Here is a 25406-nt window from a genome sequence, read left to right as displayed (position 1 = left end):
GTGTTGTTTACTCATTCCAAATAAAACAGCCCTCACCAAGCCTGTTAACGGCATACTGAGGACTCAATATATATCTAATTTTCCTTTTATATTTTAGTGATACCCAATAATTTGAGCTACAACCACGAATACTGCACCCAGTACGAACCAAGCGGCCAGTAACGGCCAAAAGAAGCGAACCCATTTCTGATATGGAATACCCGACACCGCCAAACTCCCCATTAAGGCAGAGGAAGTAGGCAAAATCATATTCGAAAATCCATCTCCCAACTGGAATGCAAGGACTGTGGTCTGCCGTGTAATACCCAACAGATCGGACAGCGGCACCATAATGGGCATCGTCGTCGCTGCCATCCCCGAACCGGAGGTAATAAATACATTCATGACATTTTGGAACACATACATACCCAGCACTTGCACGGATTCCGGCAGATGTCCCACCATGATAGCAAGGCTGTTAACGATCGAATCAATCACATTGCCGTGATCCAGCACGACGACGATGGAACGTGCAAAACCAATGATCAGGGCACCATAAGTGATATCTTTGGCCCCTTTGGCAAACTCTGTCGCAATGCGACTTGGCCCATAGCCTGCACAAAAGCCGGAAATGACTCCCATCGAAAGAAACAGGGCAGCCAGTTCCTCCATCCACCAATCTTTTTTGGACACTCCCCAGATTAACATCGCGAAGCTTACTATAACGGTCAAAATGATCAGGATATGCTTAAGCTGTATGGAAGGCAGATTGGATAGATCCACCGGCTTGTCTTCAGCGCTCTTTTCCAATTCGTAAACGAGGCTGCTTTCCGGGCTTTTCTTCACTTTACTGGCATAACGCATAATATATAAGCTCGTAATAACGATCAGGATGACCAACAGGATGGCACGAAGCCACAGCCCTGAAAAAATAGGAATTTGCGCAATCGCCTGTGCCAATCCGACATTAAACGGGTTCAGCAGCCCGGCGGTAAACCCGCAGGAGGCTCCCAGCGAAATCATGGCTGTACCCGTCAACGCATCAAATTTCAACGCCCGGGCGATGGCAATACCAATCGGCACGAATACCATCACCTCAGTGGACATTCCCATGGTAAAACCACCTACGGAAAACAAGGTGATAAACACGGGAATGACCCATAACCCCTTGTTGGAAAAAGACCTCGCAACTCTTCCGGTCACCGCCTCAATTGTGCCCGAGGAAGTAATAATCTGAAAGACACCGCCAATGATTAGAATGAAAAAGACAACATCAGCCGAATCGACTAGACCGGATACGATGGATTTTGGGATGTCCCACAGCGTAACCGGATTCGGATCGACATGAGCGTACGAACCGGGAACGAGCAGCGTTTTGCCGGTCGTTTCATTTTTAACCCGTTCAAACTCTCCAGCGGGAACGACATAAGTCAATATTCCAGCCACTAAGGTCAGGAAAATAAGAATGACAAAGGTGTGCGGCATTTTCAGCCATTTCTTCGGACCGCTCGGTACGGTCGTGTTGCTACTCATTCGGATGCTCCCCCGTTTCTCAACGCTTGCCATTGTTCAAATTCAGTCCGTACCTCTCTCAAAGCCACCGGATCGGTTACCAGATCATAAGCGGTCAGTGCCAGCGCTTTGGCGGCATAATTCATTTCAATCATGCCTTCCTCTGCTCCAGCAAGCCGGGCAAATTCCGGCGTATGCGTGGACGCGTCACCCAATCGGATATAAGGATGAATCGCTGCAGTAATCTGGCTGACATTGCCGATATCCGACGAGCCGATCCCTCCCTGCGCAGGCGGCTCGTGAACCTCCAAACCCAGCTGCTCCAACTTGCTCTGGAACAAAGCCGCCAGCTTCTTGTTGGTATTGCGCTCCGCATAAATAAGCCCCTCGACAATATCCACCGTCGCGCCCATACCTTCTGCCGCCGCACGAACAGCACGATACACCTTGTCCCTCACCTCAGCCAGACCGACGACGGTTTGCGCCCGTAAAATAAACACAGCCTCGCACAGCTCCGGCACGACATTGGGAGCATCCCCGCCTTTGGTAATAATGCCGTGGATACGTACGTCGCTGGTAACGAACTGGCGAACCGAATTAATCGCCACAAAGGCATTGATCATAGCATCCAGCGCGCTAATGCCTTTCTCCGGGGAGGATGCAGCATGAGCCTGCTTGCCATGAAACGTGAAGGTGGCGTCCACGCAGGCCAGTCCCCCGCGTAAAACCATCGTTTTATTCTGTGGATGCACCATCATCACGGCGTCCACGCCGTCGAACACACCATGCTCGCACATCATGATTTTGCCGCCGCCCTCCTCCTCGGCGGGTGTGCCCAATACCACAATACGTCCGGGTAGGTCCGATATCGCTTCTTTTAGGGCTATGGCTGCTCCGACCGATGCGGTACAGATCAGATTGTGACCGCAGGCATGTCCGATCACCGGAAGTGCGTCATACTCTGCCAGCAAAGCAATTGTCGGTCCGCCGGGCTTCCCTTCCCATTCGGCGCGGAAGGAGGTTTCCAGTCCTGCAATCCCCTTTTCCACAGCAAAACCAGCTTGCTCCAGTGTACTCGTGAGCCATCCCTGAGCCTGATATTCATGAAAGCTCAATTCAGGATGGGTATGTATTGTTCGGGCAAGCTCCCGCAACTCATGATCCTTTGCATCTACAGCCTTCAAAATCTCTTCATGGGATGACGTTCTGCCATTATGTCCGTTCGTTGTTAAATCCATCAATGGAATACCGCCTTTCATTCGCAATAACGAATAATTATACAACCAATATTCAACATTGTATAAGCGAAGACCAGTGAAGTAAATTTAATATTTTTTGGCTTTATCCTTAAAATTATTTTATATATGACATGTTTGTCCTTGATATACGCTATTTTTCACCATTAATTACGTATATTCAATGTATTTACAGCCTCAAGACTGGAGCATCCATTCTACAAATCTTTCCACTGCCATAGGACGGCTGGATTTATTTTTATACAACATCCATGTTCTACGCAGGACAGGATCTCCATTTTTACGAATCAAATTAAATGCATACAGTTCATCCTTGGGAGAGATAAATATTTCGGGTACGATTGAATATCCCAGTCCGTGCCGAACCATTTCCTTGCAGGTTTCGTAGCTATCCACCTCCATAGAAACTCGTGGTGCACGGCCTATTCTCTCACTCCACCATGCCTGTACCGATTCGTTGAACGAGGAATACATATGACCGGAAAGTTGCGGCTTCCCCGGGTCCTTATAACGAATCATTGGAAGCTCCGGCAATTGCTCAAGCTCTACAGCTTCTTTCGAGATCACGCAGATATGCTCCTCATGAAGAAGATGCTTTCCCTCAGACCAAGGATAATCATTGCGGATAACACCCAGATGAATTTCATCCCCGCGCAGCATCTCATAGATTTCCGCACTGAGTCCGCAGGTGACTGAAAATTGCACGTCAGGATAAATATCTTTAAAGCTTTTAAGAATCGGCGGTAGCCGATAATGTCCGTAATAGCTTGAAATTCCCAAGCGCAGCGTACCTTTTACTTCCCCTCTCAGGTGAATGACAGCTTCTTTTAATTCGGTCAGTTCCCTCAAATTCCGTTTGGCATACTCCACCAGTCGCTCCCCTTCCATGGTCAGCTTCGTTCCTCTGTTCCCGCGTACAATGAGAGGTACAGCGAACTCCTTTTCCAATTGGTTCAGACGGTAGGTCAAGGCAGGCTGTGTAATATATAGACGTTCGGCGGCACGTTTCATGCTCTGTTCTTCTGCAATGTAGCACAACATTAAACAATCCTTTTCATCCACCATGATCACTCCTTCAATTCAATCATTCCTTTGTTTAGCCGTTCCTTTGTTCTCCGTAAAAAAAGCCCAGATATATCGGTCTATTATAACGTATGAAAAACTTAGGCATAAAAAAACGGACAGTGGATTGTTCCATTGTCCGTTTTCGTATTTTTCGCGCTAGTTATGGATTAGGATTCGTCTTGATTACTGCAAGCTAGTGAGGGACAAATGAACTGAAATCGTCCCGACTGGACTGATCCGCATGATAAAATACTACATCCCCGTCCTGTAAATGAAAGATATGCCCGTACGGGTCTTTTATCTCTCGGCGGTAACCCTCCAGTTGCCACTGGTTCAATAGCGGACCATTTATATACTGTAAATGCGGATGCTCGGTGTCCCCCTGACGCAGTGACTCCACATTAAAGTTGACGACGATAAAGCCCGTTTTCTTGAATATATCTGTATGCTCGTTTAGCTCCTGACGGCGACTGACCTCGCGCAAATCCGTGCCTTTGGTGACTGCGTATACATCAGCAGGCAGGCTATATTCACCATACCAGCGCTGAATCGACGCATTAGCGCGATCCACGTTGACCCCATCTGGCAGGTCTGTCTTCGGACCAATCAAGGTACGCACAGCCGCAGGCAGTACCAGCCAGTCGTAACGTCCAATCCAGGTCTTGCTGCGTGCAATACGGTGGGCATACAGGGAAACATAACGTTCCAGTGTCAACTGGCTTTGCTGTGCTTCACTCAGCTCATGCTTGTATTGGTAGGCTGACGTGTCCTGCATTTCCTCCATCGGCACATTGCGTAGCCGTTCATTCAAAATAACATATCGCTTTTCCCGGTCCTCCGCCGATCCCAAACGGATAAATTTTCGACTGCCGGAATGTGTATACAGATCCACCTCTTCCCGCTGTCGCCCATCTTTGCTCACCCAATAGAACGATGGCGTGATGCGAATACCGTCCTTGGCGCTAAACATATTGCCTTTGGTTTTGAGGTCAAACTTGAAATGATAGCCTGTCTTGACCGCCACATTTGCATAACCTTCATATGGGTGACTGCCGGGACGAACAGGCAAGGTGAATGGCTCCGGGTTCCCTCTAGGCAACCCGTCAATATTGCCAAGCCCCGTCCAATAGGACAGGCCACTATGCATCGAGCTTCCTTTTCGCTGCCGAAACACCCGCTCCCAATGGTAATCGGCAATATCCGTGATATGAAAATCGTACATCCGTCCGATGACCTCAATATTCACCACATCATTGGCAACATGATGGGCGATATCCGTGTTGGCATGGCGTTGTTCGGTGAACCCGTCCGGTGCATTTTCGGCAATGGTACGGAACTCAACTGTATAGTTGCCTTCATCCACCCATACGGGCAAATAAAAGTCTGTGTCGAGCTGCTGCACCGGAATGTCGATCCAGGTACCCCGCGGATAAAATTGTGTCTTCCCTTTGTCGTAGACATCGAACGGAAATCGCACCTGCTTGGTTCGTACATATTTGGCATACTCCCGATCACCATAGCCAGGAATATTTAAATGTGGGCCTGCTGTCGAGATCGTCACCCGGAAAGGGCGCTCCAAAATAAGCGCGGATCGTCCTTTCGTAGGTTGGGTTTTCTGGTTATGAGCAGCATCGTCCGACACTTTAGACAGATTCACTACGGGAGTGTGAACAGTCACCGTATTAATTCCCTGTATCGGAAACGTTTTATCCGCACCTCCATTGATATTCCCTTTGAGAATAGCGTAAGTGATGTCACCGCTGCTGGGCGTATTGGACTTATTTATCTTATACTTATCAATCACATGATCCGGACTGTACAGCACATCCGGCCCAATCGCTCCGGAAGAGGGTATAACGCCTGGCCTAGGGCCATTCACCTTAACGCGCTCCGGATTCATAATGATCTTGTTTTCAAAGGTTAGAGTGTCGTTTTCCACTTCGATTTCCTTAACAGCCCCCTCTGCCTTGGATTTCAGTGCACTACGGTCATCAGGTACACTCGGCTTGCTGCTGCCACCGTTTTTGCTACGGCTACCGCCATCCACTGTCCCGGGTGCAGGGGGCGGATAAAAATTGCCCTGAGTCGCTGCAATATAGGAAGGGGGTGTATAGGATTGCGGACGCAAAGTGATTGTTTCATTAGGTAACGCATAATTTCGGAGCGTAGCCTCCTTAATGCCGTACACCTCCAAATTATCTATCGTCCAATATGAGTATGGACGGACGATTTGGTAAGTATAGGTTCGCTTCACGGTCTCACTCCGTCGAGATTTTTTCTTAGGCCGCCAGGTCAATCGATATTCCCGTTTTACGTTCACTGTATATGTACACTGGCCTGTCATGTTCACAAACTTATGTTGAAAAAGGTATCTCTTCGCTTGCACATGACCGTATAGGCTTTCAGATGTAGGAATACCTTTGGATACGTCAAATCGTTCCCAACCACGCTGGTCCGCTTTGATAACGGCAGATACTGTCGGGTCCAGTTCGGCAGTTTCCAAGCGCAGACCTGGAACGGGGCGGGAGCAGACAACACCTTTTGTTGGTTGTTCATTATCTTGGCAATCTGAGGGTGCTCCCTCTTGGCTTTCTCCAGGCTTAGGACAGCCCTGAGCTTCTTTGTAATACAAATAAGCGGTAAACTGCTCAAAAGAACCGTCATAGGTAAATCCGGGTACAATTCCCGGCAAAATATCTCCGCTTGGCGGTTTACCGGTCGTGCTTTTCTTATAACCCACATACTCATATTTCGGGTTGGTTGGCGGGGTAAAATCATACAGTTGATCAGCTTTTAGTTCATCTTCTATTGGTGTAAATACGTTGTTAAGTGATTTTCCATCAGTTGTAAAATGCTTGACGATTAGACTGCTCTCCAGTTCGATCTTGAACAGGATGGGCTGGTAGATACGGTACGCTTTGACCTCTTTGGCACAGTTCGGGCAGCTCTCTTCCTTGATGTTTTTAGGTTGAGTTATCGCATCCAGTTTTATATTTACGGTGATTGGAATAATGGTTGTATCCGTTCCAACCCCCTTTATTTGATAGGGAAGAATGTCGTCTTCCTTCGTACCATCACTTACATAATCTACATACTCAATGTAATCATCAAACCGAGATTTTGAAAAATACTTTTTATAATCAGGATTATTTTTGTTGACCTCCGCTGCTGGATTATACAACTTTGCTTCAACGCTCTTAATCTTACGACCAGGAAAATTAAATTTGTACGTGAACTTCGCCTCACCGTGCATCCCTTTTCCTGGCTCTTTTCCACCGTCGGTTACCCATTTACCAGCGGTGTTCATCCACATATCGAAGTACATCATCCCAACAAAATAGCGGGCATTCTTGTCTGGATAGTAGGACAGCGGTGTGATTTCTTCTGAATCGGCTGCCACCTTATCGGTGGGAAAAGAAAAAGGTGAGAGCTGCAACAAAAGCAGTACCCCCACCAGCAATACGGCCAGAATTCGTTTGGTGTTCTTCATGTGCTTAATTACCCTTCCACGGGTTGACCATCATTGGAATATAACCATCGCCTTGCAAGCGAAATCCAATGTACTGAATGTCTGCCAGCTTGAAAGACTTATAATTTCTAATTCCCTGGAAAAGCTCATCAGCAGACGAATAGATCGGGTAATAAATCATTTTTGTACCATCACCATTGTCCTGCGTCAACTCATCCAGTGGAGGACGGAGGCGTGCATCCTTGTTCTTGGTCAGGTAAAAAATACTGGCCGCTGTACTCGAACTTGTTTTTACTCTCACCCGTAGGTAAGGAACACCTTTAGGTGTCGTATAAGGCTCAACAGAATAAATTTCTCGTAGTAACTTAGTAGGCAGATCAGATTGTTTGAAAATAACCACTTTCTCGTATGTCGTACCATCAACAACGTTCTTCATGAGGTTGGGAATTGTACTAATGGCCTTCTTATACGGCTCAATACTCACCGCCTTATGCCCTGTATCCTCCAGCGCAGCAATTTCCTTCTTCCCAATCCAGACCCAGCGGCTGACCTTATCCCACTCCACCGTTTGCCCCAGGCCTTCACTTACCAACCGCAGCGGCACAAAAGTACGGTTTTGCTTCAAAATAATCTTCGTTTCATACGTTTTGGTCTGCCCATCCACGGTAGCGGTGTTTTGACCCACTGTCATGTTAACAGCATGTGCATCATTTTTAATCGACACAGCCAATTGACCGCCTGTTTTCTCCCAGCCAACCTTAGCCCCCAATGCCTCGGATACAAAACGAATCGGAACCATCACATAATCGTTGCTATCCTGAAAAGGTTTAGCATCTGGAAACTGTATTTTTTTCGCGTTTAACAAGACTTCAATCGGTTTGGTGCTGCTTGCTGCCTCCGTCGTTGGAATCGTACTTGTCGCGCCCCATAGCAACGTGACTGCGACCAAACTCAACATCCATTTTTTCATACTCATCTCTCTATCCCCTTTGTCAACTTAAACTTTAAACTATGTATATCATCTCTAATCTCATAAACTTATCGCACCCCCACTTTCGGAAAATACTGGATACAACTTATATATTATAGAGTTTCCCTATTACAAAATCTATAAGAAAAACTTCTAAATACAAAGCATTCCAAACAAATAGACTCTATTGAGCAATCCCTCCCCCTAAATCATAGAACTGACTCTTTAAAAAAGTTTATATTTCGCAAAATATCAACAAAAAAGGGCTGCCTCTCCCCTATGAAGGAAGAAACAGCCCGTGTGCTTCACGCGCAACAAAACTATGAATATATCAGCTCATACCACCATATGGATTATTCCAGCATCATCCAATATTTCTTACATCATAAATCATACCGGACTAAAAATCAAACGTTACTTTTCTCTCACGAAACATTTCAAAGATCATTCATGTATACCTGAACTTCCAGCTTGATAGAGTTGCTCATATACGTCCTTGTTGACCATCCTCAGCCCAAACAATCTGCGGATACGCTGTCCCGGCTTGGCCTTGAAGGTCACTGTCGCTTGATCCTTCCCCTCCAGATATGCAGCCGGAATAGCAGCATTAACGTTGTAAAACTTATCGGCCTCATCAAAGCCTTCACTAAAATGCTCAAGCGGATGACCGTTAATCAAAATATCAAAACCGCAGTTAGGCATTTCCAGTGTAGCTGTGTAGGTAATGACCAACAGCATCGGAGCAGACGGATCTGTATTCAGATCAAAAGAAAACCAGCCGTCAATTCCCGCATTCCGGTAAGGTCGGTTATTCACATATCCGGTGCGAGTCGAAGCATCTCCCTGGAAGTTATGATCTCGCTCCGGCTGCATTTCTCCGGGTTGGGCAAAATCAATCGTGCACTGCTCCAGAATCGCCAGCTTTTCGCGTGCCGCTGTATATTCCTGTTCCGCCTCCTGCCACGCTTCCTTGGTAAAAATGTCCCAGTATACGGAATACGTACGGTCATGCATTTTATACAGAGGAGATAATTCCACATCCCGGGGATGCCCTGCATTCAAGGTACGAAACGTATTGGTCTTGCCCTCCACGGGCTGAATCCAGGCATCCAGCTTTTCCGTTTGGGGGATGAATACTGGTGTGTACAGGAAATCCTTGGCTTTAGGATCTTCTAAGGGTCCAAGGTCGCCTGCCAGCACCAACGGTCCATACATGATAGCCGCCCGATCCGGGTTATCTGGCATCTGCTCCAGTCTCAGCGACATCGGAATCGTCACCTCTACAACGTCACCGTCAATCCACGTTCTGGCGATAGAGACAAAGCTGCCCGGTTCCGATACAACCGATTGCTCCTTGCCATTTACACGAATGGTAATTCCTTGTTCAGCCCAATATGGATAGCGGATGAGTAGCATAAATGAGGCAGGTTGATCGCATTGAATCTCCAGCGTCGTATGATCTGTATCTGGATAGGAAGTATTTTGTTTTAGCGTAACGCCTGTGTCCTTCCATTCCAGCGTGGAGGCAATGAACTGATTGACATATAGCTTATCGTGATCGTGAAAATAAATGCCGCTGCCGTAGCTCGCATGGTTTTCCATTCCTGTGCCGACACAGCACGTAAAATCGTCAAATTTGCTTTCAAAATGCTTGTGCCCGCCCATCGCCAGCGACAGAAAATACGTTACGCCCCCGTGAACCGGGTCCTGCGAAGCCAAAATATGATTGAATAGACCTCGCTCATAAAAGTCCGCTTCCTTGGCGGAAGCATTCCATTGAAACAGATGATTGGTCAGCTTAAGCATGTTATAGGTATTGCACGTCTCCGTCGTATGAGGCCCGATGCGATCATTCAAGCCATCTGGCGCGCCAAAATATTCTCCAAAGCTATTCCCGCCAATGACATACGAATGATGATCCACCACCCGCTCCCAAAAAAACTCCACCGTTGCCCGGCGTTTCGTATCATTGGTCAGCTCATATTCCTTGGCAAGCCCGATCAGCTTCGGAATCTGTGTATTGGCGTGAATGCCCTGCAAACAGTCTTCCTGCGAGCTAAGCGGGTCCAGCACCAGCTTGTGCCAGAAGCACTCAGCCAGCCGCAAGTAGCGCTCTTCCCCGGTATCCGCATACAAGTCTGCCAATACCTCGTTCATGCCTCCATATTCACAAAACATCATCTGCTGTATCTGCTCATCGCTCATCGGCTTCAAAATTCCTCCGAGCCAGTCCGCCAGCTTGCGCTCTACACCTAATGCCTTGTCACAGCCTGTCAAATGGTATGCATCCCGCAGGCCAGCGAATAACTTGTGCAGTGTATACAAGGGTGCCCAGGCACCGTTCAGGTCAAAGCCCTTCGAGCGAATATTTCCAGCAGACACCTCTTCAAAAAGTTCCTTCCCCCCTGGAATACCGGATACATATCCGTCACCATGCGCCGCCTGACAAACGGCTAGTTCATCCGTAATGTAATGTGCAGTTTCTTTAAAACGCTCATCGCCCGTTGAAGCATACATCATGGAGCAAGCGGACAAGTAATGTCCCAGTGTATGACCGGAAATAGTCATCGCTTCCCAGCCTTCATACTGAGGCGCTTTGGGCGTAAGTCCGGCATATTCCCGAAAACGCGCCAGCAGGCGGTCTGGTTGAAGCTCCAACAGATAAGATCGGTTCAGCTCCATCGCCTGTTTGAAGAGACCTTCAGCCAATACCACCTCATTCAGTGCGAACGGCCTTGCTTTCATATGGGCTTTTGCTTTAAGAGTCACTTTCCGTTCCTCCTTTAAGGCGAATTTGGGATAAAAAAATGCATATCAAACACAATGAGCCGTTACGCGCCGCTGCCAGAGGTTTGCCCCCACTGCTGGTACAGCTGCGTTCTCGCCTCTGTAATGCCGGGATGAAACTGAATCAGCGCATGCTTGCGTGCAAAATGGACCTCACGGATCGCCTCCTGTACCCGCTGTTCCCCGCCTGCTCCGCCGAGTCCAGCGGCATGGAGCATGGAAGCGGCGGCTAATCGACCTTGGGCCATCGCGACCAGCCCGCTTTCGATGCCGGTAATATTGCCGGCAACGTACAGCCCTTTGAGCGAGGTTTCCATTCGCTCACCATGCAGTGGAACATGCCCGCCTAGCTCAGGGCTGTACACGAATTTGCACCCGGCTACCGCCGCCAGCTCGGCGAGCGGGTACAAGCCGCCGCTCAGCGCCACGAAGTCGGCGGGTTCGACGCGCTCGCTGCCGGGAATAGGCGAGCCGTCCGGTTTAACGTGGACCAGGGTCACGGATTCGACCCGGTCCTGCCCGTTGACGGACAGCACTGCTGTCCGCAACCGGATCGGGATATCCCACAGACGGAAGCCTCTGTGGGGATAGCAGCACGCGATGAGTTTCTCCATCCGCATCGCAGCTGCGAGCCTGCCGCCTGCACGCATCCAGGCGGCAGGGGCCAGCCCCGACAGCTGAAGCAGCAGCTTCGCGGAGGCTGTCGGATCTGCCGCCGCACCAGCCAGCGGATTAGCGCACGGCAGTGTAATCGCCGCCACCTTCACTCCGGCGACGGACAGCTCGCGAGCAATCGCCATCGACAATACGTTCATGCCCACTATGATGCCTCGCTCTCCTGGCTTAACGTAATGAACGTTGGTCATCACCTGCGCGGCCCCGATGGACATCACGCCCGGCAGCGTCCAGCCATCCAGCGGAACGGGAATTTCAGCAGCTCCAGTCGCCAGCAATACGTAATCCGCAGTGAACAATCCACAGGAAGTGGAAATTTCCCACGTCGTTGTATATTCCATACCATGTACGGAAACGCCGCAGCGAATGTCCACCCCAAGTTCCCTGCAACGGGTAATCAGCTCATCCGAAACGTGTTTTCCAACCCACCAGCCTTGACTGCCTTCCTCATGATATTGCCCGGGCATGCGTCCACCCGGCTCTGTAAACTCATCCAGTACCGTGACTGGCAATCCTTGCTCAGCAGCCGATACCGCTGCGGACAATCCGGCGGGACCCGCCCCAATGACGATGAGATGCGCCATTTCATTCATGTCACAATTCTCCCTGTGATTTCATTCGAAAGTTGCCGTCCGGTTTCCACCACCATACCTTCCTCCAGCTTGGTCAGGCAGGAACGGACGGTACCGAACGGATGAACCGTCAGGCGGCATTCGTTACAATGCCCAATGGCGCAGTATACACCTCTAGCCGTACCGGATTCCTCATGCCTTCTCAGCAAACGGACACCGCTGGCCAGCAGCGTTGCTGCCAATGGCTCTCCGGCCAATCCCTGCATAGGACGACCGTCAAAAATAAAAGATACCTGCCGCCGTTCCGGCTTTGGTCCCAAAATAGGGTGATTTACAATACGCATGCGGCTCATAAGGAACCTCCCTCTGCCAGCTGCCCGAACGTTACGGGACGCACGGGAGGCCTTTGGGATAACAGCTCCGCCTCCCGGCGGGCGGCAGGAACCTGATTGTAAAACCATGACTCCACCAATTGTCGGCATACCCTGCCCTGACATGCCCCCATCGTCACCCGCGTAGCCATTTTAAGCTGGCGCACGGTGTCCACGCCCATGCGGCAGGCCTGCTCCATCTGTGCGATACTCACTTCTTCACAGCGACATACGAGCAAATGACCTGATGCGCTCTCAACCGTCTCACTTCGTCCCGTCGCCCGCTTACTCATAGCTGATCGCGCAGGTTTTAATCGCTGAATAAAAATCCAGCGCCGCCTGGCCCTGTTCCCGGGTATGTGAACTGGATTGCTTCAGACCGCCGAACGGAGCCTGGTATTCGACACCAGCCGTCTCCTGATTAACCCGGACCATACCGGCGTTCGCCTCATCCAGAAACCGGTGAGCCCGCCGCAAATCGCTGGTAAATAGAGAGGCGCTTAATCCATAAATAGAATCATTGCACAGTCGAATCGCATCCTCGAAGTCGTCCGCCTGCATTACCCCCATCACAGGTCCAAAAATCTCCTCCTGGATCAATGGATGGGACGAATCAAGTCCAGTCGCCACCATCGGACGCACATAATATCCGTTATCCGTCCCGGCGGCGGCTCCACCTTCGGCTAAAATATCGGCTTCCCGGCGGGCGAGTGATACATAGGACATGACCTTCTCATACTGACCTGCCGATGCCACAGGTCCAAGATACGCACTGGGGTCAAGCGCCGGAGCGATCTGTATTTTTTCCACCGCTTGGCGTAAGGCTTCCGTGAATGTCTCATAGACAGACTGTTCCACAATCACCCGGCTGGTGGCCGTGCATTTTTGCCCGGCTGAACGGAAAGCTCCGCTAACAATCATCGCCACCGCCTGTGCTACATCCGCGTCCTTCAGCACAATGGCGGCATTTTTACCGCCCATCTCGGTCTGGTACTTCATGTTACGGCGCGCGCATCGCTCGGCAATGCCCAAACCTGTAGCAGTAGAACCCGTGAAGCTGACCGCATCCAGTACCGGATGCTCCAGTAAGGCATCGCCAATACGGTTACCTTGCCCAATGACTAAGTTCAGCACTCCGGGCGGAAGCTGCACCGCCTCGAATAGCTCGGCGACCCGCACTGCAGTTAATGAAGCATGTTCGGCAGGCTTCCAGATGACCGTGTTTCCGCACAAGAGTGCAGGGGCGATTTTCCATAGCGGAATAGCTACCGGAAAATTCCACGGCGTAATGACTGCCGTTACACCCAGCGGAATGCGCTTCGTGTATTGGAGCACTCCCGGCTCATTCGAAGGAATGACTGTACCGATGGATCGTACGCCCTCTGCCGCGTAGTATCGGAGCAGATGGACACCTCGCATGACCTCTCCGCGCATCTCGGTAATCGGCTTGCCCATCTCACGGCTAGCCAGCTCAGCCAATTCAGGTAATGCTGCCTCTAGTAACCCGGCTGCTTTGAACAGATAAACTCCCCGTGCTGCGGGACTTAACGCGGCCCAACCTGCCTGAGCCAGCCGTGCCGCATCCCCGGCCTGTGTAATATCGCCCGTTTCTGAAAAATGGACGACTCCGACCTCCTCCTTCAAGGACGAAGGATTGTGAACCACCATTTCCTCACCTGAAGGGTTCAGCCACTCACCGCCGATCCAATTTCGGCTCTCCATCGTCTTCACCTCCGTTCAGGATGAAACTTCGCTTGGACGAACCGCCACCTCAAATGCTTCCCGAATGCGGTCATAATCCGCCTGCGGCAGCGCAAGTCTGGGCGGACGTGTCGGACCGACCGGAAATCCAGCCAGCTCCATCATATATTTGATGGACTGTACCAATTGCGGGCTGGCATCATAGTGGAACAGCGGCAGCAGCCTGCGATACAACGCGGACGCTTCCGCCATGTTTCCCGCCTGCGCAAGTCGGAACAGCTCTACCCCTTCCTTGGGCAGCGCATTAGGTACCCCCGAAATCCAGCCTGTCGCGCCGAATAATGCCCCCTCCATCGCCAGATTATCTACTCCGACCATGACCTCCAGCTCTGTCTGATCCAAAATAGCGTGAATACGCCGTACATCACCCGAAAATTCCTTGACTGCTACGATATTTTCAATTCGCGACAAGTCCGCAAGAATATCTGGAGTCAAGTCAACCTTGTAATCATGGGGGTTGTTATACGCAATGATCGGCAAGCCCACCTCCGACAATGCTTCATAATGGGCCGTTACTTCGTGAGGCAGTGGATTGTAATTAATGGGCGGCAGTGCCATAACACCCGCTGCCCCGGCATCCTTCGCATGCTGAATCCAATGCACCGCCTGTTTGGTGGACGGAGCCGCCGAGCCGACAACAACCGGGACACGCCCTGCCGCAGCGTCAATTACGGTGTGCACAACCTGCGACCGTTCCTCCGGGGACAAAGCCGCATATTCTCCCAGCGATCCCGTAGGAACCAGTCCGCTAATGCCGCTTGCAATCAGATGCTCGCACAGCTCGGTCAGACGCTTATGGTCTACCTCCAGCTCTGCCGTGAACGGTGTAACCAAGGCCACATATACACCTTCAAAACGTGCCATATGCTTACCAACCCTTTCCCATCTTTATTTTCATACTTCAGCATTCGGGAATGATGCAAAATGCTCACATCAGCAAAAAACCTTCTTTAAGCGGGTCCTCGGGGTCCAACACAAATTGATGATGTCCCGTCACCCAAGCCGAGCCTGTAATTTGTGGAATGACTGCCGGATATGGACCTATCTGCGTCTCGCCCACGATTTCAGCCCGAAACATGGAACCTGTGATACTTTCATGTACAAACGGCTCATTTAAGCCCAGTTTTCCCTTGGCGTGCAGCACCGCTACCTTGGCCGAGGTTCCTGTGCCACAAGGGGAACGATCGATACCTCCCGGTGGGATGACGACGACATTGCGGCAATCGGCCTGTGGAGCCACAGGCTCCCCGTAGAATTCAATATGCGTCAATCCTTGAATAACCGGATTTTCAGGATGTACTACCTCAACAACAGCATTCACTGCCTCCCGAATCTGCACTGCTGTTCGTACAATTTTTGCCCCATTGCTCTGCTCCAGTGCAAGACCGATGGAAGCCGCCTCTACAATGCCGTAAAAGTTGCCTCCATACGCAATATCCAGCGTGACTTGACCGATATCCTCTACCTGGACCTCAACCTCACGGCGGTACACAAAAGAAGGGATGTTCGTGAACGTTACTTGTCGCACCTTGCCCGCATCCACCTTCAGCCGCACATGAACCGGGCCTGCCGGAGTGTCCAGCAATATTGATTTTTTATCCGCAGCAATCAGCCCGCCTTCCATCAGCGCTGTACATACTCCAATCGTATCGTGACCGCACATCGGTAAATAGCCGCCAGTCTCTATAAAAACCACACCGATATCTGCATCTGGATGACAAGGTTCTGTTAAAATGCAGCCCGACATCACCTCATGCCCTCGCGGCTCGAACATCAGCAAACGGCGAAAATCATCATGATGTGCTGCCATATAAGTCATTTTTTCTAGCATCGTATGACCTACCAGCTTAGGCGCGCCGTGAATGACCGTCCGCGTCGGATTGCCTCCCGTATGGGTATCAATGGTAGTAATTCTCGGTACACTCATCCGGTTACCTCCCCGTGAACCTCGTGGCTGGTAAAAGCCTCCCCAAATCGGTCATATCGCAGCGGCTCCACCGGAATACAAGTGGATTCACCTCGTACCATTTCGGTCACCAGCTTACCCGTAACCGCCGCAAGACTAATGCCATCCCCCTCATGACCAGAAGCGATATACAGCCCCGGTACTTCGTCCACTGCCGATACAATTGGCAAATGATCAGGTGTCCATGGACGCAAGCCGGTATACGCCCGCATCAGCGGTATATTGGCTAAAGCAGGGAAAAAGCGAATGGCTCTGCGGGCGATTAAGCGAATCACTTGCTGATCGACACCTGTGTCCATACCGACAAACTGACGGCTGCTGCCGATCAGAATATTTTGGGATGCGGTTGGCTCGAACACCAGCGCTACACCGTATTTTTCATAAAGCTCATCCACACTCCGCTGACCGCCAAACTTGCTCATCAGATAGCCAAACTCCATTACCTTGCGGTTCCCAATGGAAGGCATTCGGGCAGACACCAGTATATGCCCTTTGCGCGGCATGATCGGAAGGTCCAAACCGAGTGAATGACCGATGCTGCGTGTCCACACACCTGTCGCCAATACCACTGCACCTGCATGGATAACGCCATTGGGCGTCTCTACCCCGCGGACGTTCCCCCTTTCGTCCTGAAGGATGGACTGTATCGGCATGCGCGGTAATAACTTGGCCCCCATCCGACGCGCGGCCCTGGCCAGTGCATACGTCATCAACACCGGATTTACAGTGGAATCTGTCGCACACTCCAGCCCGCCCGGCAAATCTTTGGCTAAATGCGGCCATTCCTCTCGCAAATCCTGCTGATCCAGCATGCGAAATGGAAGTCCTTCCTGCTCTTGACGGGTTACCCATTGCTCAGCCGCTTGCATCTCCTGATCGTTTTCACAGACCAGAATACTGCCAGGCGCACGATACTCAAACTCATCCTCCAGTTCCCTAGCCAGCTCTGCCACCAGCTCCTGCGATACCAACGACATTCGACTGTCAAACCCGGGCTCTTTATCGATTGCCAATATATTTCCATCACAACGGGACGAAGTGCCTCCAGCAATCTCCCCTCGCTCAGCCAGCACGACCTTCATACCAGACTTAGCCGCATAATAAGCAATGGCTGTACCGATGATTCCACCGCCTACAATGACCAGATCCGCGGCATCATGTTTCATTCGCTTCCCCTCCCTTCGACCGTTTTAATCTGTTTGAGAGGTATTTTTTACAGCTTAAGCGTAAAGCTTTGTGTCACAGGCTTGCTCAGCTCATCATAATCCCGTAACTGTACGGTGAACGTATACGTCTTGTTGCCTGCTCCGCTGCCTGCTGTTCCGCTAATCGTTCCTGTAAAACGGTCCAGTGTGAAGCCTGCGGGCAGTTGACCACCTGTCACCGTCCAATCGTAAAACGGAACGCCTCCCTTGGCCTCCAGCTTGGCCGTGTACGTTTTACCTTTGACGGGTGCAGGCAATTCCTTCGTCATGATTTCTGGCGCGAGGAAAGGAGTCAGGTCCTTACGCAGCGGCCAGCCTGCTTTTTCTGCTACCAGCAGCGAAAGCTTCGTGTTCATCCAACGCCGGGTCGGAAACAGATGGCGCCAGCCTCCATTTTGACCGCTCAATCGGTCGACTTCTGCAAGCTCTCCGGAGAGATGATAGCTGTCGTCCAGCGCGGCTGGTCTGTGCTGATAAGCCATAATATCCGGGTCATTGCCCGCCGCTTCCTTCAGCGCTTTGACACCCGGGAATGTGTCGCTGAATACAATCGCATGACCGAATTCATGCATGATCAGCCCATGCACATCCGTCACTTTGGACAGATCGGATTGATACCATTCTTCATCGTCCACGGATGTAAATGGAATCGCATCATCATAGAAATCCAGAATCAGACTATAGGAACGGTTCAGGTTCCCCGGGACGGTCACACCGTTACGTGTATGATAATTGCCGTTCGTGGCTGGAAAGCCCGTAGAATAAGGCCCGTTCAGCCCTCTCATAAACACCCACATGCCTTTGTAGGGTTTGTCATTTGTCACCTGTATTTCATTTTGCCAATCGTCTCCTGGCAGATGGTTTACCTCCGCGTTGGCAGGAACCTCATCGAAAGGAGCCAGATCAAAGAAATAGAACCAGTCCTTTACCGCCAGTTCTGCGGCTTTTTTGGTAGCCGCATCATTGAAATAAGGCTTGATCGTATCGAAGCGGTAATCAAAATGGAGAGGGACTGTGGGCTCTTCATTATCGTCCTGATCCAACACGCGAATTGGAATGGACTGAGTGGTCGTGTGACCATCATTTCCGGCAACGGACATAGACAGCGTATAGTTCTCTATTTCACCGTTTCCTCCAATCCGGTCAGGATGGATGGCTAGCCGAAAATCTTTTTCCTCCTGTGCATTGGCAAAAGTCAGCGTTTTGCTTGCACCTTGCGCCGACAACGTACTAGGCAAATCCATCATCAGCCGGGACGTGCCCTGCGCATTTAACGTAACCGTTAACGGAAAAGCGGCATCCGCTGGCGGCTTCACTTTTAGCTTCACATACGGGTTCGCCAGATATCCTTGCCAATCAACCAGATCTATACCATAATCGTTCACCGTCCGACTAAAGATGTCGATGACTTTTACATCCGACTCCGCCTCGGCATAAGCCTGTTGACCCGGAATAGCTGGTGTCAAAGCCACAATGAGAGAAGCCGCCAGCGCAGTCAGCCATATTTTGGTGTGCCTTTTATGCGTGTTCATTTGATCCCCTCCATCTCATTTTTGAATGACTTGCAAACTATGGACAGTTACCTATAACGCCACTTAGTTTTATAATAAAAGCAGTTCCTTAGGCGAAGAGGTCAGTACCTTGACACCGTCATCTGTGATCAGCACATCGTCCTCAATCCGAACCCCGCCGAAGCCTGGGATATAAATGCCCGGTTCCACGGTAATGACATGACCCGGTACAAGCATCGACTTACTTTCGCGGGACAGCCGTACCTGCTCATGAATTTCGAGACCAAAGCCGTGGCCCAGCCCATGACCAAACTGCTCCCCATAGCCGTAAGAAGCAATCACATCCCGCCCCAGACTGTCTCCCTCCCGACCGCTTAAGCCGGGACGAAGTCCTGCAATCGTCTTCATATTTGCTTCCAGCACAATGGCATACAATTTCTCATGTCGTTCTGAGGGCTGGCCTACGAATACGGTACGCGTGATATCGGATAGATAACCACGCACATTTGCGCCAAAATCCATTGTGACGAACTCGTTCTGACCAATTTCCTTGTCACTGGCCAGTCCGTGCGGCAGCGCCGAACGCTCACCTGAAGCGACAATGAACGCAAAACCGCCTGATTCCGCGCCTGCGAGCCGAAGCTGATATTCCAGTTCCGCCGCAATCCGCCGCTCTGTAACTCCAGGCTGAATACAATTCAGCACCTCCGTGAAGGCGGCATCGGTAATACGCGCAGCTTCGCTAATGGTGCGAATCTCTTCTTCGTCTTTCACATCGCGCAGCCGTTCAATGACATCCTCCGTTTGTACGTACTCCAACGAGCCCAGCGCGGCTTGTAGCTGTCCCGACTGTTGAAGTGAAACATGCCTGCTCTCCAAACCCAGTCTGTGGACACCCAATTTACTTGTGAGATCGGCCACGGTTTGGAAGATTTGCGCCTCATGCCGAATCACTGAATATTCCACTGCCTGATCTGTTGCCTGCATCATATAGCGGAAATCCGTCACTAAAAAAGCCTCTTCCTGCGTAACAAGTGCAATTCCAGCGGAGCCTGTAAATCCGGTCATATATCTTCGATTAGGCCCATGTGTAATAAGCAGTGCATCTATCCCTAGAGCCGGGAATTCCGAGCGTAACCGGGCCAGTCTGCCTGGAACACCCTGTAACGGTTTTGTCTTTTGACTCTCTTCCTCTTTCACTCGTACGCCTCCTTATTCCACATCTCTTTTCAGGGCATATGCCTTAGAACATACTCTCCACTTGCTTTTGAACACATGTATGCTCTTCTCGCTGCCGCTTTCCCGTAAGTCCTGCACCCAATTCTCCGTCTCTTTTTCAAGCACACCAGCGCGTCTCAGCTTCCTTTTAGCCTTTTATCCCTGTCAATGTGATGCCTTCGATAAAATAGCGCTGTCCGATAAAAAATATCAGGACGATGGGAGCCAAAATTGTGCTGGAAGCCGCCATCAGGTAAGGCCAGTTGGTATTGTTCAATCCCCGAAAAGTCGCTAGCCCCAGCGCTAGCGTAAAATGCTTTTCGTCACTTAAGTAAATAATCGGGCCCAAAAAATCATTCCACACATCAATAAATGTAAATATTCCGATCACGATCAATGCAGGCGAAGATAAAGGAATAATGACGCGCCATAGTACAGTCAGAGGCGTACCTCCGTCCATATAAGCCGCTTCGTCCAAATCGCGTGGAATCGTCAGCATGAATTGTCGCATCAAAAAGATGTTAAACGCCCCTCCACCGAACCATGCAGGAACAATCAGCGGCAGAAATGTATTCAGACCGCCCAGCTCACGCCACATCACGAAAGTGGGAATTAGCGTCACCGCGTAAGGCAGCATCATCGACCCGATCAGCAGAGAAAAGATCAGATTACGTCCAGGCCAGCGTAGGCGGGCAAAAGTAAACGCCGATACAATCGAGGTCAACATCACTCCTGCCAGCACACATACCTCAATGATGAACGTATTCATAAAATACCTGCCGAACGGTACTGAAGTCAGCGCTTCCGGGTAATTGCTCCATTGAAAAGGAGTGGGTATCCACTCTGGCGGGAACACGAAAATTTGAGATGTCCCCATCAGAGAGCTACGAATGAGCCATGCAAATGGCAACAGCATTAAAACACTACCTATAATTAAAACGACATACAGTACAACACGGCTGATTGGGAATGGTTTGGAACGGGTGGCGGTAGCAGGACTTCGGGAGCGTTCAGGCTGTGGAAGCGGATGTTGTGGTGTTTCTGAAGGATTGACAGAAGAAGTGACCTGATTCATGAACGTTCCCCTCCTTCATAGTGGACCCACTTTTTGGATGTGGAGAAAATCAGAACCGTTAGGACCAAGATGACGAAAAATAAGATCCAGGCCAGCGCTGAGGCGTAGCCGATTTTAGTCTCCGTAAAGGCCGTACGCCACAAGTAGAACACATAGAACAGGGTTGAATTGTTAGGCCCTCCGTTGGTCATAACATACGCCTGATTGAATGCCTGAAAGGTGCTGATTAAAGACATGACCAGATTGAAGAAAATAGTTGGTGTCATCGAAGGAATGGTAATGTGAAAAAATTTGTGCCACCTATTGCCGCCGTCTACCTCAGCTGCTTCATACAGATGGGTGGGAACCGACTGAAGTCCCGCCAAAAAGATAATGACCGTGTTCCCGATCCCCCAGGTGCTCATCATGATTAGCGAGGGTATTGCAGTGTTCTCGTCATAAATCCATTTGCTCCCCGGCAGTCCAACACCCTCCAGCAGCGAATTTAACAGACCAAAATCCGGGTTGAACATCCATAGCCACAGCATCGTGTTGGCAATACTCGGTACAATGGTAGGTAAATAATAAATCGTACGGAACACCGACAAACCCTTCACCTTTTGATTTAATAACAGCGCAATGATAAAAGCTGCCGCCAAGCCTAGAGGTACGCTACCCAGTGCATAATATGTGGTCACGAACATGGATTGGGAAAAGGTAGCGTCCTCAGTCAAAATGGTTCGGTAATTGTCCAATCCAATAAAGGTCATCTGTCCACCAATCGTCCAATCGGTTAAGCTGAATACGAACGAGGCCGCGATCGGTCCAATTGTAAATATCATTAATCCGAGGATGGCAGGAAGCGCGAATAGCAGACCCCAGTTTCGCTCCATACGCATCATTCCTGATTTTGGTCGCTTCATGGGCCGTTCTCCTTTCGCAGCTGTCCCGCCGCATTATTCATCCGGGTATACTCCTTGAAGCAATGGCTGAATGATAGGTTCCAGTTCATCCAGTGCCTGCTTCGGCGTCTTCTTGTTCGTCCAAATCAGATCCAGCCCTGGGGTCAGCTTGGAACCGATATCAGGCCAGTTGCGAAGGGTCGAAGTTGACGGCTTGATCGCATAATCTCTGGCATACTCAATGCCAGCCTTTTGAAATTCCGGTGGATGTGCGGCATTATTTGTCCATGACTGGATGGCCTGCTCATCGGTATAATATTTTTCCTCGATAGGCATCCAAAGACCGGACTTGAACAAATCCACCTTTTCGGGATTGTTATGATACAAATAAAATTCGAGCGCTTCCTTCGGGTGCTTGGTGCTCTGGAAAATGACCGTGGCTCCCGCAACAATCATCGTTTTGGGCTCTTTTAGCTTCGGTAAGACGCCGATACTCCATTGCAGCTGCTTGTTGTTCGAAAAATCGAGCAGGGACCATGTCCCGTCCACAACCATTGCGACCTTTCTTGTCTGAAGCCGAATCGTATTGGACGGCATGTCCTGCTGCTGGATCAAATCAGGAGAAACATGCTCCTTGAAAACCAGATCCTGCAACTTCTGAAAAACCTCCACCGACTCAGGACTGTTCAGGGTGTACTTCTTGCCCGTTTTGTCAGTCAAACCTCCACCGTTGCTCGCTAAAAGCGGCCCCCAGGAGCTGCGGTCATTGCCAAAGGCAAAGCCGTATTGCACAATATTTTTCGGATCAAATCCACTGTCTCCCGGATGCTTGCCGCTCTGATCCTTGGTCAGCTTTTTGGCAATTTCCAGAAATTCATCCCATGTCCACGCTTTTTGAGGATCAGCCGGAGGGACGGGTACCCCTGCTTCTGTAAACAACTCCTTGTTGTAAAATAACTGCATCACTTCCAATGCGGTGTAATTGCCGATAGACTTGCCGGGTTCGCTGTAGAGATAAGAGGATTTGAGCTTGTTTTTTAATTCGGGATATTCGTCATAATAAGAGGATAAATCCAGGAGTCTACCTTCACTTGCCCATTTCATCGTGAGGGAATCGCCCAGGTAGGCGATATCAGGAAGCTGATTGGCAGCCATTAACGTGTTAATTTTCGTCGTGTAGTCACCAGGGACATGCTCGCCCTTCACCCGGATGTTCGGATGGGATGCATTAAAGCTTTGAATCATTTTTTCCATCGCCTGCTTCTCGTCATTGCTTCCCCAGTACATGAACTTGAGTTCGACCGCATTGGGATTAGCCGGTTCGCCAGCGTTACCACTGCAAGCCGTCAGCCCTGTCAACATCGCCGTCATCACGAGAGCCATCCATGTCCGTAACCTTCGTTTCAGCAAATCAACCGGCCCCTTCCTGAACTGGTTTCTCCTTACAAGCCTATTATGCGCCGAGAGCCCAGAGCCGACCACCCAACGACTCCAGACTCTCTTTGTTTTGGTATGATTTTTTTAACAGCGCGTTTACAAAAATGTTTTACGAAACTCCGTCGGGGTCAGTCCGGTATGCTTTTTAAAGGCAATGCTAAAATAGTTGGTATCTGTGAATCCCACAACCTCCGCTACCTCCGCCACCTTGCGATTCGCGTCCAGCAGCAGTTCTCGGGCTCGCTCAAAGCGAACACGCGTCTGGTAGTCGGCGAAGCTTTCACCTGTAACTTGCTTGAAACGGGCACTCAAATATTTGGGGCTCATATTCATGTACTCTGCAAGACGGTTCAGCCCGCCATCCTCCTGAAGGTGCTCCCGAATCCATTCCTTGGCCCGTTGGAATTTGCGTGGAATCCCCTTCTCACGTGATTCTCGGACATGACGACCCACCCGGACAAAATAGCGCGATACATAATCAATCATCTCGGGCCCATGCCGTAATCGGGACAGCTCCAACAACGGGTCCTGCTCCTGCATGGACGTTTGTCCTACAGATGCATCACTCTGAACGATCCGCATGACGAACAGCACGAGCTGAGTGACAATCATTTTCACCTGCTTGACGGGCAACCCTGCCAACTGTCCTGACCATTCCTGTAAAATCGCATGTACGGCAGCATCATTGCCTGCTCGAATTTCCGTAATCATTAGCAGTTCCTTCTCCAGTAATTGACTGCTGTTCGGCTCGGCCGCCTGAATACTCTCATAGGGGATGATCTGGCTATAGCCCACCCACCCCCGATGCTCTGCCGCTTGCACAGCTTCCTCATACGCTTCGGGAAGTTGCTCCATCCGTTGTACGGGACGGCTAATCCCGATGGACACGCCCTGGCTCAATCGTTCCTGCACGGCCTGCCGAATCTGCTGTGCCGTCCGTTCCGCCGCCCTGCAAGATGCCGTCGCCAGCAGCACAACATGCCGATCGCGGGAAACCGCCGCACCATGCGCCTTCGCCCCGGCTGCTGCCGCAGCCTCCCCAGCCAGTCCGGCGAATACATGGCTGCTTTTATGCATGGAACCGTGTGGCTTGCTAGTGGCGGTTGCCTCCTGCTGCGACGCCTCCTCCAGCTCGCAGCACAGCACGGTATAAGGCGGCCCATTCGTCTCGCCGAAAAATCCCAGCCCGTCCATCTCCCGAATGACCTCGGCTGCAGGACGCCGCTGCTGGAGCAAATCCAGCAGTAGATGCTCCCTGTACAATGGCTCCAATGAACGATGGCGGTGAATGGCTTCCTCCTCGCTTCTTCGCCATTGCGCAATGCGATCCTCTGCCCGGCTCAATGCCGCTTCGAAATCCTCGCTGGTCACCGGCTTGAGCAAATAATCGACCGCTTGAAGCGAAACTGCCTGACGAATATATGTCATAGATTCGTACCCTGTCAGGAATAATAACGGAGTCTGCTGATCCTTTTCCCGAATGATTTTTGCTACGTCCAGTCCACTCATATCCGGTAAATTAATATCCAGTAAAATCATGTCCGGTCGCTGCTCCGTATACAAACGTAATGCCGTCGCGCCGTCCTCCGCCACATCACTGACTTCCACTGACAGACCACTTTCCGCCACCATCAGCTTCAGTCCTTCCCGAATATGATATTCGTCGTCCACAATCAGCAGCCGGTACATGCCATCC

The 25406-nt window shown here is 50.6% G+C and carries 19 protein-coding genes; all 19 read right to left on the bottom strand.

Going from position 1 to position 25406, the window contains the following annotated elements; translation table 11 throughout:
• Window positions 1–93: 93 nt before the first annotated feature.
• The 19 genes from ACUUJN_RS05260 to ACUUJN_RS05170 all read right to left on the bottom strand — a co-directional run bounded on the left by ACUUJN_RS05260 (window position 94) and on the right by ACUUJN_RS05170 (window position 25399).
• Window positions 94–1512, bottom strand: coding sequence for a YfcC family protein (locus ACUUJN_RS05260; protein WP_023987264.1), 1419 nt, complete (start codon window positions 1510–1512; stop codon window positions 94–96).
• Entirely contained in the window at window positions 1509–2729 is a 1221-nt protein-coding gene (locus tag ACUUJN_RS05255) for a M20 family metallopeptidase (RefSeq protein ID WP_071559118.1), read from the bottom strand. The genes ACUUJN_RS05260 and ACUUJN_RS05255 overlap by 4 nt, the downstream gene beginning before the upstream one ends.
• A gap of 195 nt (window positions 2730–2924) precedes the next feature.
• Complete coding sequence (locus tag ACUUJN_RS05250) at window positions 2925–3812, bottom strand: LysR family transcriptional regulator (RefSeq protein ID WP_048481493.1); 888 nt, start codon at window positions 3810–3812, stop codon at window positions 2925–2927.
• 193 nt (window positions 3813–4005) lie between these two features.
• Window positions 4006–7302, bottom strand: a complete 3297-nt coding sequence (locus ACUUJN_RS05245; protein ID WP_484669352.1) for a DUF5704 domain-containing protein — start codon at window positions 7300–7302, stop codon at window positions 4006–4008.
• A gap of 4 nt (window positions 7303–7306) precedes the next feature.
• Window positions 7307–8257 carry a copper amine oxidase N-terminal domain-containing protein gene (locus ACUUJN_RS05240; RefSeq protein WP_484669351.1) on the bottom strand — a complete coding sequence of 317 codons (951 nt, stop codon included), beginning with the start codon at window positions 8255–8257 and terminating at the stop codon, window positions 7307–7309.
• Window positions 8258–8695: 438 nt separating this feature from the next.
• Complete coding sequence (locus ACUUJN_RS05235) at window positions 8696–10996, bottom strand: glycoside hydrolase family 127 protein (protein ID WP_484669736.1); 2301 nt, start codon at window positions 10994–10996, stop codon at window positions 8696–8698.
• A gap of 86 nt (window positions 10997–11082) precedes the next feature.
• Window positions 11083–12306 (bottom strand): NAD(P)/FAD-dependent oxidoreductase, encoded by a 1224-nt coding sequence (locus tag ACUUJN_RS05230; protein ID WP_484669350.1) that lies wholly within the window; start codon window positions 12304–12306, stop codon window positions 11083–11085.
• Window positions 12303–12638 carry a (2Fe-2S)-binding protein gene (locus ACUUJN_RS05225; RefSeq protein WP_028543232.1) on the bottom strand — a complete coding sequence of 112 codons (336 nt, stop codon included), beginning with the start codon at window positions 12636–12638 and terminating at the stop codon, window positions 12303–12305. The genes ACUUJN_RS05230 and ACUUJN_RS05225 overlap by 4 nt, the downstream gene beginning before the upstream one ends.
• Complete coding sequence (locus tag ACUUJN_RS05220; protein WP_068938458.1) at window positions 12635–12949, bottom strand: (2Fe-2S)-binding protein; 315 nt, start codon at window positions 12947–12949, stop codon at window positions 12635–12637. Before ACUUJN_RS05220 ends, ACUUJN_RS05225 begins: the two co-directional genes overlap by 4 nt.
• Window positions 12942–14378, bottom strand: coding sequence for an aldehyde dehydrogenase family protein (locus ACUUJN_RS05215; RefSeq protein WP_484669349.1), 1437 nt, complete (start codon window positions 14376–14378; stop codon window positions 12942–12944). Before ACUUJN_RS05215 ends, ACUUJN_RS05220 begins: the two co-directional genes overlap by 8 nt.
• A gap of 15 nt (window positions 14379–14393) precedes the next feature.
• Window positions 14394–15281 (bottom strand): dihydrodipicolinate synthase family protein, encoded by an 888-nt coding sequence (locus tag ACUUJN_RS05210; protein ID WP_028543234.1) that lies wholly within the window; start codon window positions 15279–15281, stop codon window positions 14394–14396.
• 64 nt (window positions 15282–15345) lie between these two features.
• Complete coding sequence (locus ACUUJN_RS05205) at window positions 15346–16344, bottom strand: proline racemase family protein (protein WP_484669348.1); 999 nt, start codon at window positions 16342–16344, stop codon at window positions 15346–15348.
• On the bottom strand, window positions 16341–17549 hold the full coding sequence (locus tag ACUUJN_RS05200) for an NAD(P)/FAD-dependent oxidoreductase (protein WP_484669347.1): 1209 nt from the start codon (window positions 17547–17549) through the stop codon (window positions 16341–16343). The genes ACUUJN_RS05205 and ACUUJN_RS05200 overlap by 4 nt, the downstream gene beginning before the upstream one ends.
• A gap of 47 nt (window positions 17550–17596) precedes the next feature.
• On the bottom strand, window positions 17597–19120 hold the full coding sequence (locus ACUUJN_RS05195) for an Ig domain-containing protein (RefSeq protein WP_071559124.1): 1524 nt from the start codon (window positions 19118–19120) through the stop codon (window positions 17597–17599).
• 69 nt (window positions 19121–19189) lie between these two features.
• Complete coding sequence (locus ACUUJN_RS05190; protein ID WP_484669346.1) at window positions 19190–20299, bottom strand: M24 family metallopeptidase; 1110 nt, start codon at window positions 20297–20299, stop codon at window positions 19190–19192.
• Window positions 20300–20465: 166 nt separating this feature from the next.
• The gene (locus tag ACUUJN_RS05185; RefSeq protein ID WP_484669345.1) at window positions 20466–21392 is read right to left on the bottom strand and encodes a carbohydrate ABC transporter permease; all 927 of its coding nucleotides are present in this window, start codon (window positions 21390–21392) and stop codon (window positions 20466–20468) included.
• Window positions 21389–22294, bottom strand: a complete 906-nt coding sequence (locus ACUUJN_RS05180; protein ID WP_053324749.1) for a carbohydrate ABC transporter permease — start codon at window positions 22292–22294, stop codon at window positions 21389–21391. Before ACUUJN_RS05180 ends, ACUUJN_RS05185 begins: the two co-directional genes overlap by 4 nt.
• Window positions 22295–22327: 33 nt before the next feature.
• On the bottom strand, window positions 22328–23683 hold the full coding sequence (locus ACUUJN_RS05175; RefSeq protein ID WP_484669344.1) for an ABC transporter substrate-binding protein: 1356 nt from the start codon (window positions 23681–23683) through the stop codon (window positions 22328–22330).
• 123 nt (window positions 23684–23806) lie between these two features.
• Entirely contained in the window at window positions 23807–25399 is a 1593-nt protein-coding gene (locus tag ACUUJN_RS05170) for a response regulator (RefSeq protein ID WP_069079688.1), read from the bottom strand.
• Between the last annotated feature and the right edge of the window lie 7 nt (window positions 25400–25406).

It is taken from the genome of Paenibacillus sp. LRG-1 (assembly GCF_057220305.1).
Note: the sequence above shows the minus strand (reverse complement) of the source record. Positions and strands in the feature narration are given on the sequence as shown.

Bases quoted from the DNA above. Each gene is read 5' to 3' on its own strand.
- ACUUJN_RS05260 (WP_023987264.1), bottom strand. From the start codon at position 1,512: ATGAGTAGCAACACGACCGTACCGAGCGGTCCGAAGAAATGGCTGAAA.
- ACUUJN_RS05255 (WP_071559118.1), bottom strand. From the start codon at position 2,729: ATGGATTTAACAACGAACGGACATAATGGCAGAACGTCATCCCATGAA.
- ACUUJN_RS05250 (WP_048481493.1), bottom strand. From the start codon at position 3,812: ATGGTGGATGAAAAGGATTGTTTAATGTTGTGCTACATTGCAGAAGAA.
- ACUUJN_RS05245 (WP_484669352.1), bottom strand. From the start codon at position 7,302: ATGAAGAACACCAAACGAATTCTGGCCGTATTGCTGGTGGGGGTACTG.
- ACUUJN_RS05240 (WP_484669351.1), bottom strand. From the start codon at position 8,257: ATGAGTATGAAAAAATGGATGTTGAGTTTGGTCGCAGTCACGTTGCTA.
- ACUUJN_RS05235 (WP_484669736.1), bottom strand. From the start codon at position 10,996: ATGAAAGCAAGGCCGTTCGCACTGAATGAGGTGGTATTGGCTGAAGGT.
- ACUUJN_RS05230 (WP_484669350.1), bottom strand. From the start codon at position 12,306: ATGAATGAAATGGCGCATCTCATCGTCATTGGGGCGGGTCCCGCCGGA.
- ACUUJN_RS05225 (WP_028543232.1), bottom strand. From the start codon at position 12,638: ATGAGCCGCATGCGTATTGTAAATCACCCTATTTTGGGACCAAAGCCG.
- ACUUJN_RS05220 (WP_068938458.1), bottom strand. From the start codon at position 12,949: ATGAGTAAGCGGGCGACGGGACGAAGTGAGACGGTTGAGAGCGCATCA.
- ACUUJN_RS05215 (WP_484669349.1), bottom strand. From the start codon at position 14,378: ATGGAGAGCCGAAATTGGATCGGCGGTGAGTGGCTGAACCCTTCAGGT.
- ACUUJN_RS05210 (WP_028543234.1), bottom strand. From the start codon at position 15,281: ATGGCACGTTTTGAAGGTGTATATGTGGCCTTGGTTACACCGTTCACG.
- ACUUJN_RS05205 (WP_484669348.1), bottom strand. From the start codon at position 16,344: ATGAGTGTACCGAGAATTACTACCATTGATACCCATACGGGAGGCAAT.
- ACUUJN_RS05200 (WP_484669347.1), bottom strand. From the start codon at position 17,549: ATGAAACATGATGCCGCGGATCTGGTCATTGTAGGCGGTGGAATCATC.
- ACUUJN_RS05195 (WP_071559124.1), bottom strand. From the start codon at position 19,120: ATGAACACGCATAAAAGGCACACCAAAATATGGCTGACTGCGCTGGCG.
- ACUUJN_RS05185 (WP_484669345.1), bottom strand. From the start codon at position 21,392: ATGAATCAGGTCACTTCTTCTGTCAATCCTTCAGAAACACCACAACAT.
- ACUUJN_RS05180 (WP_053324749.1), bottom strand. From the start codon at position 22,294: ATGAAGCGACCAAAATCAGGAATGATGCGTATGGAGCGAAACTGGGGT.
- ACUUJN_RS05170 (WP_069079688.1), bottom strand. From the start codon at position 25,399: ATGTACCGGCTGCTGATTGTGGACGACGAATATCATATTCGGGAAGGA.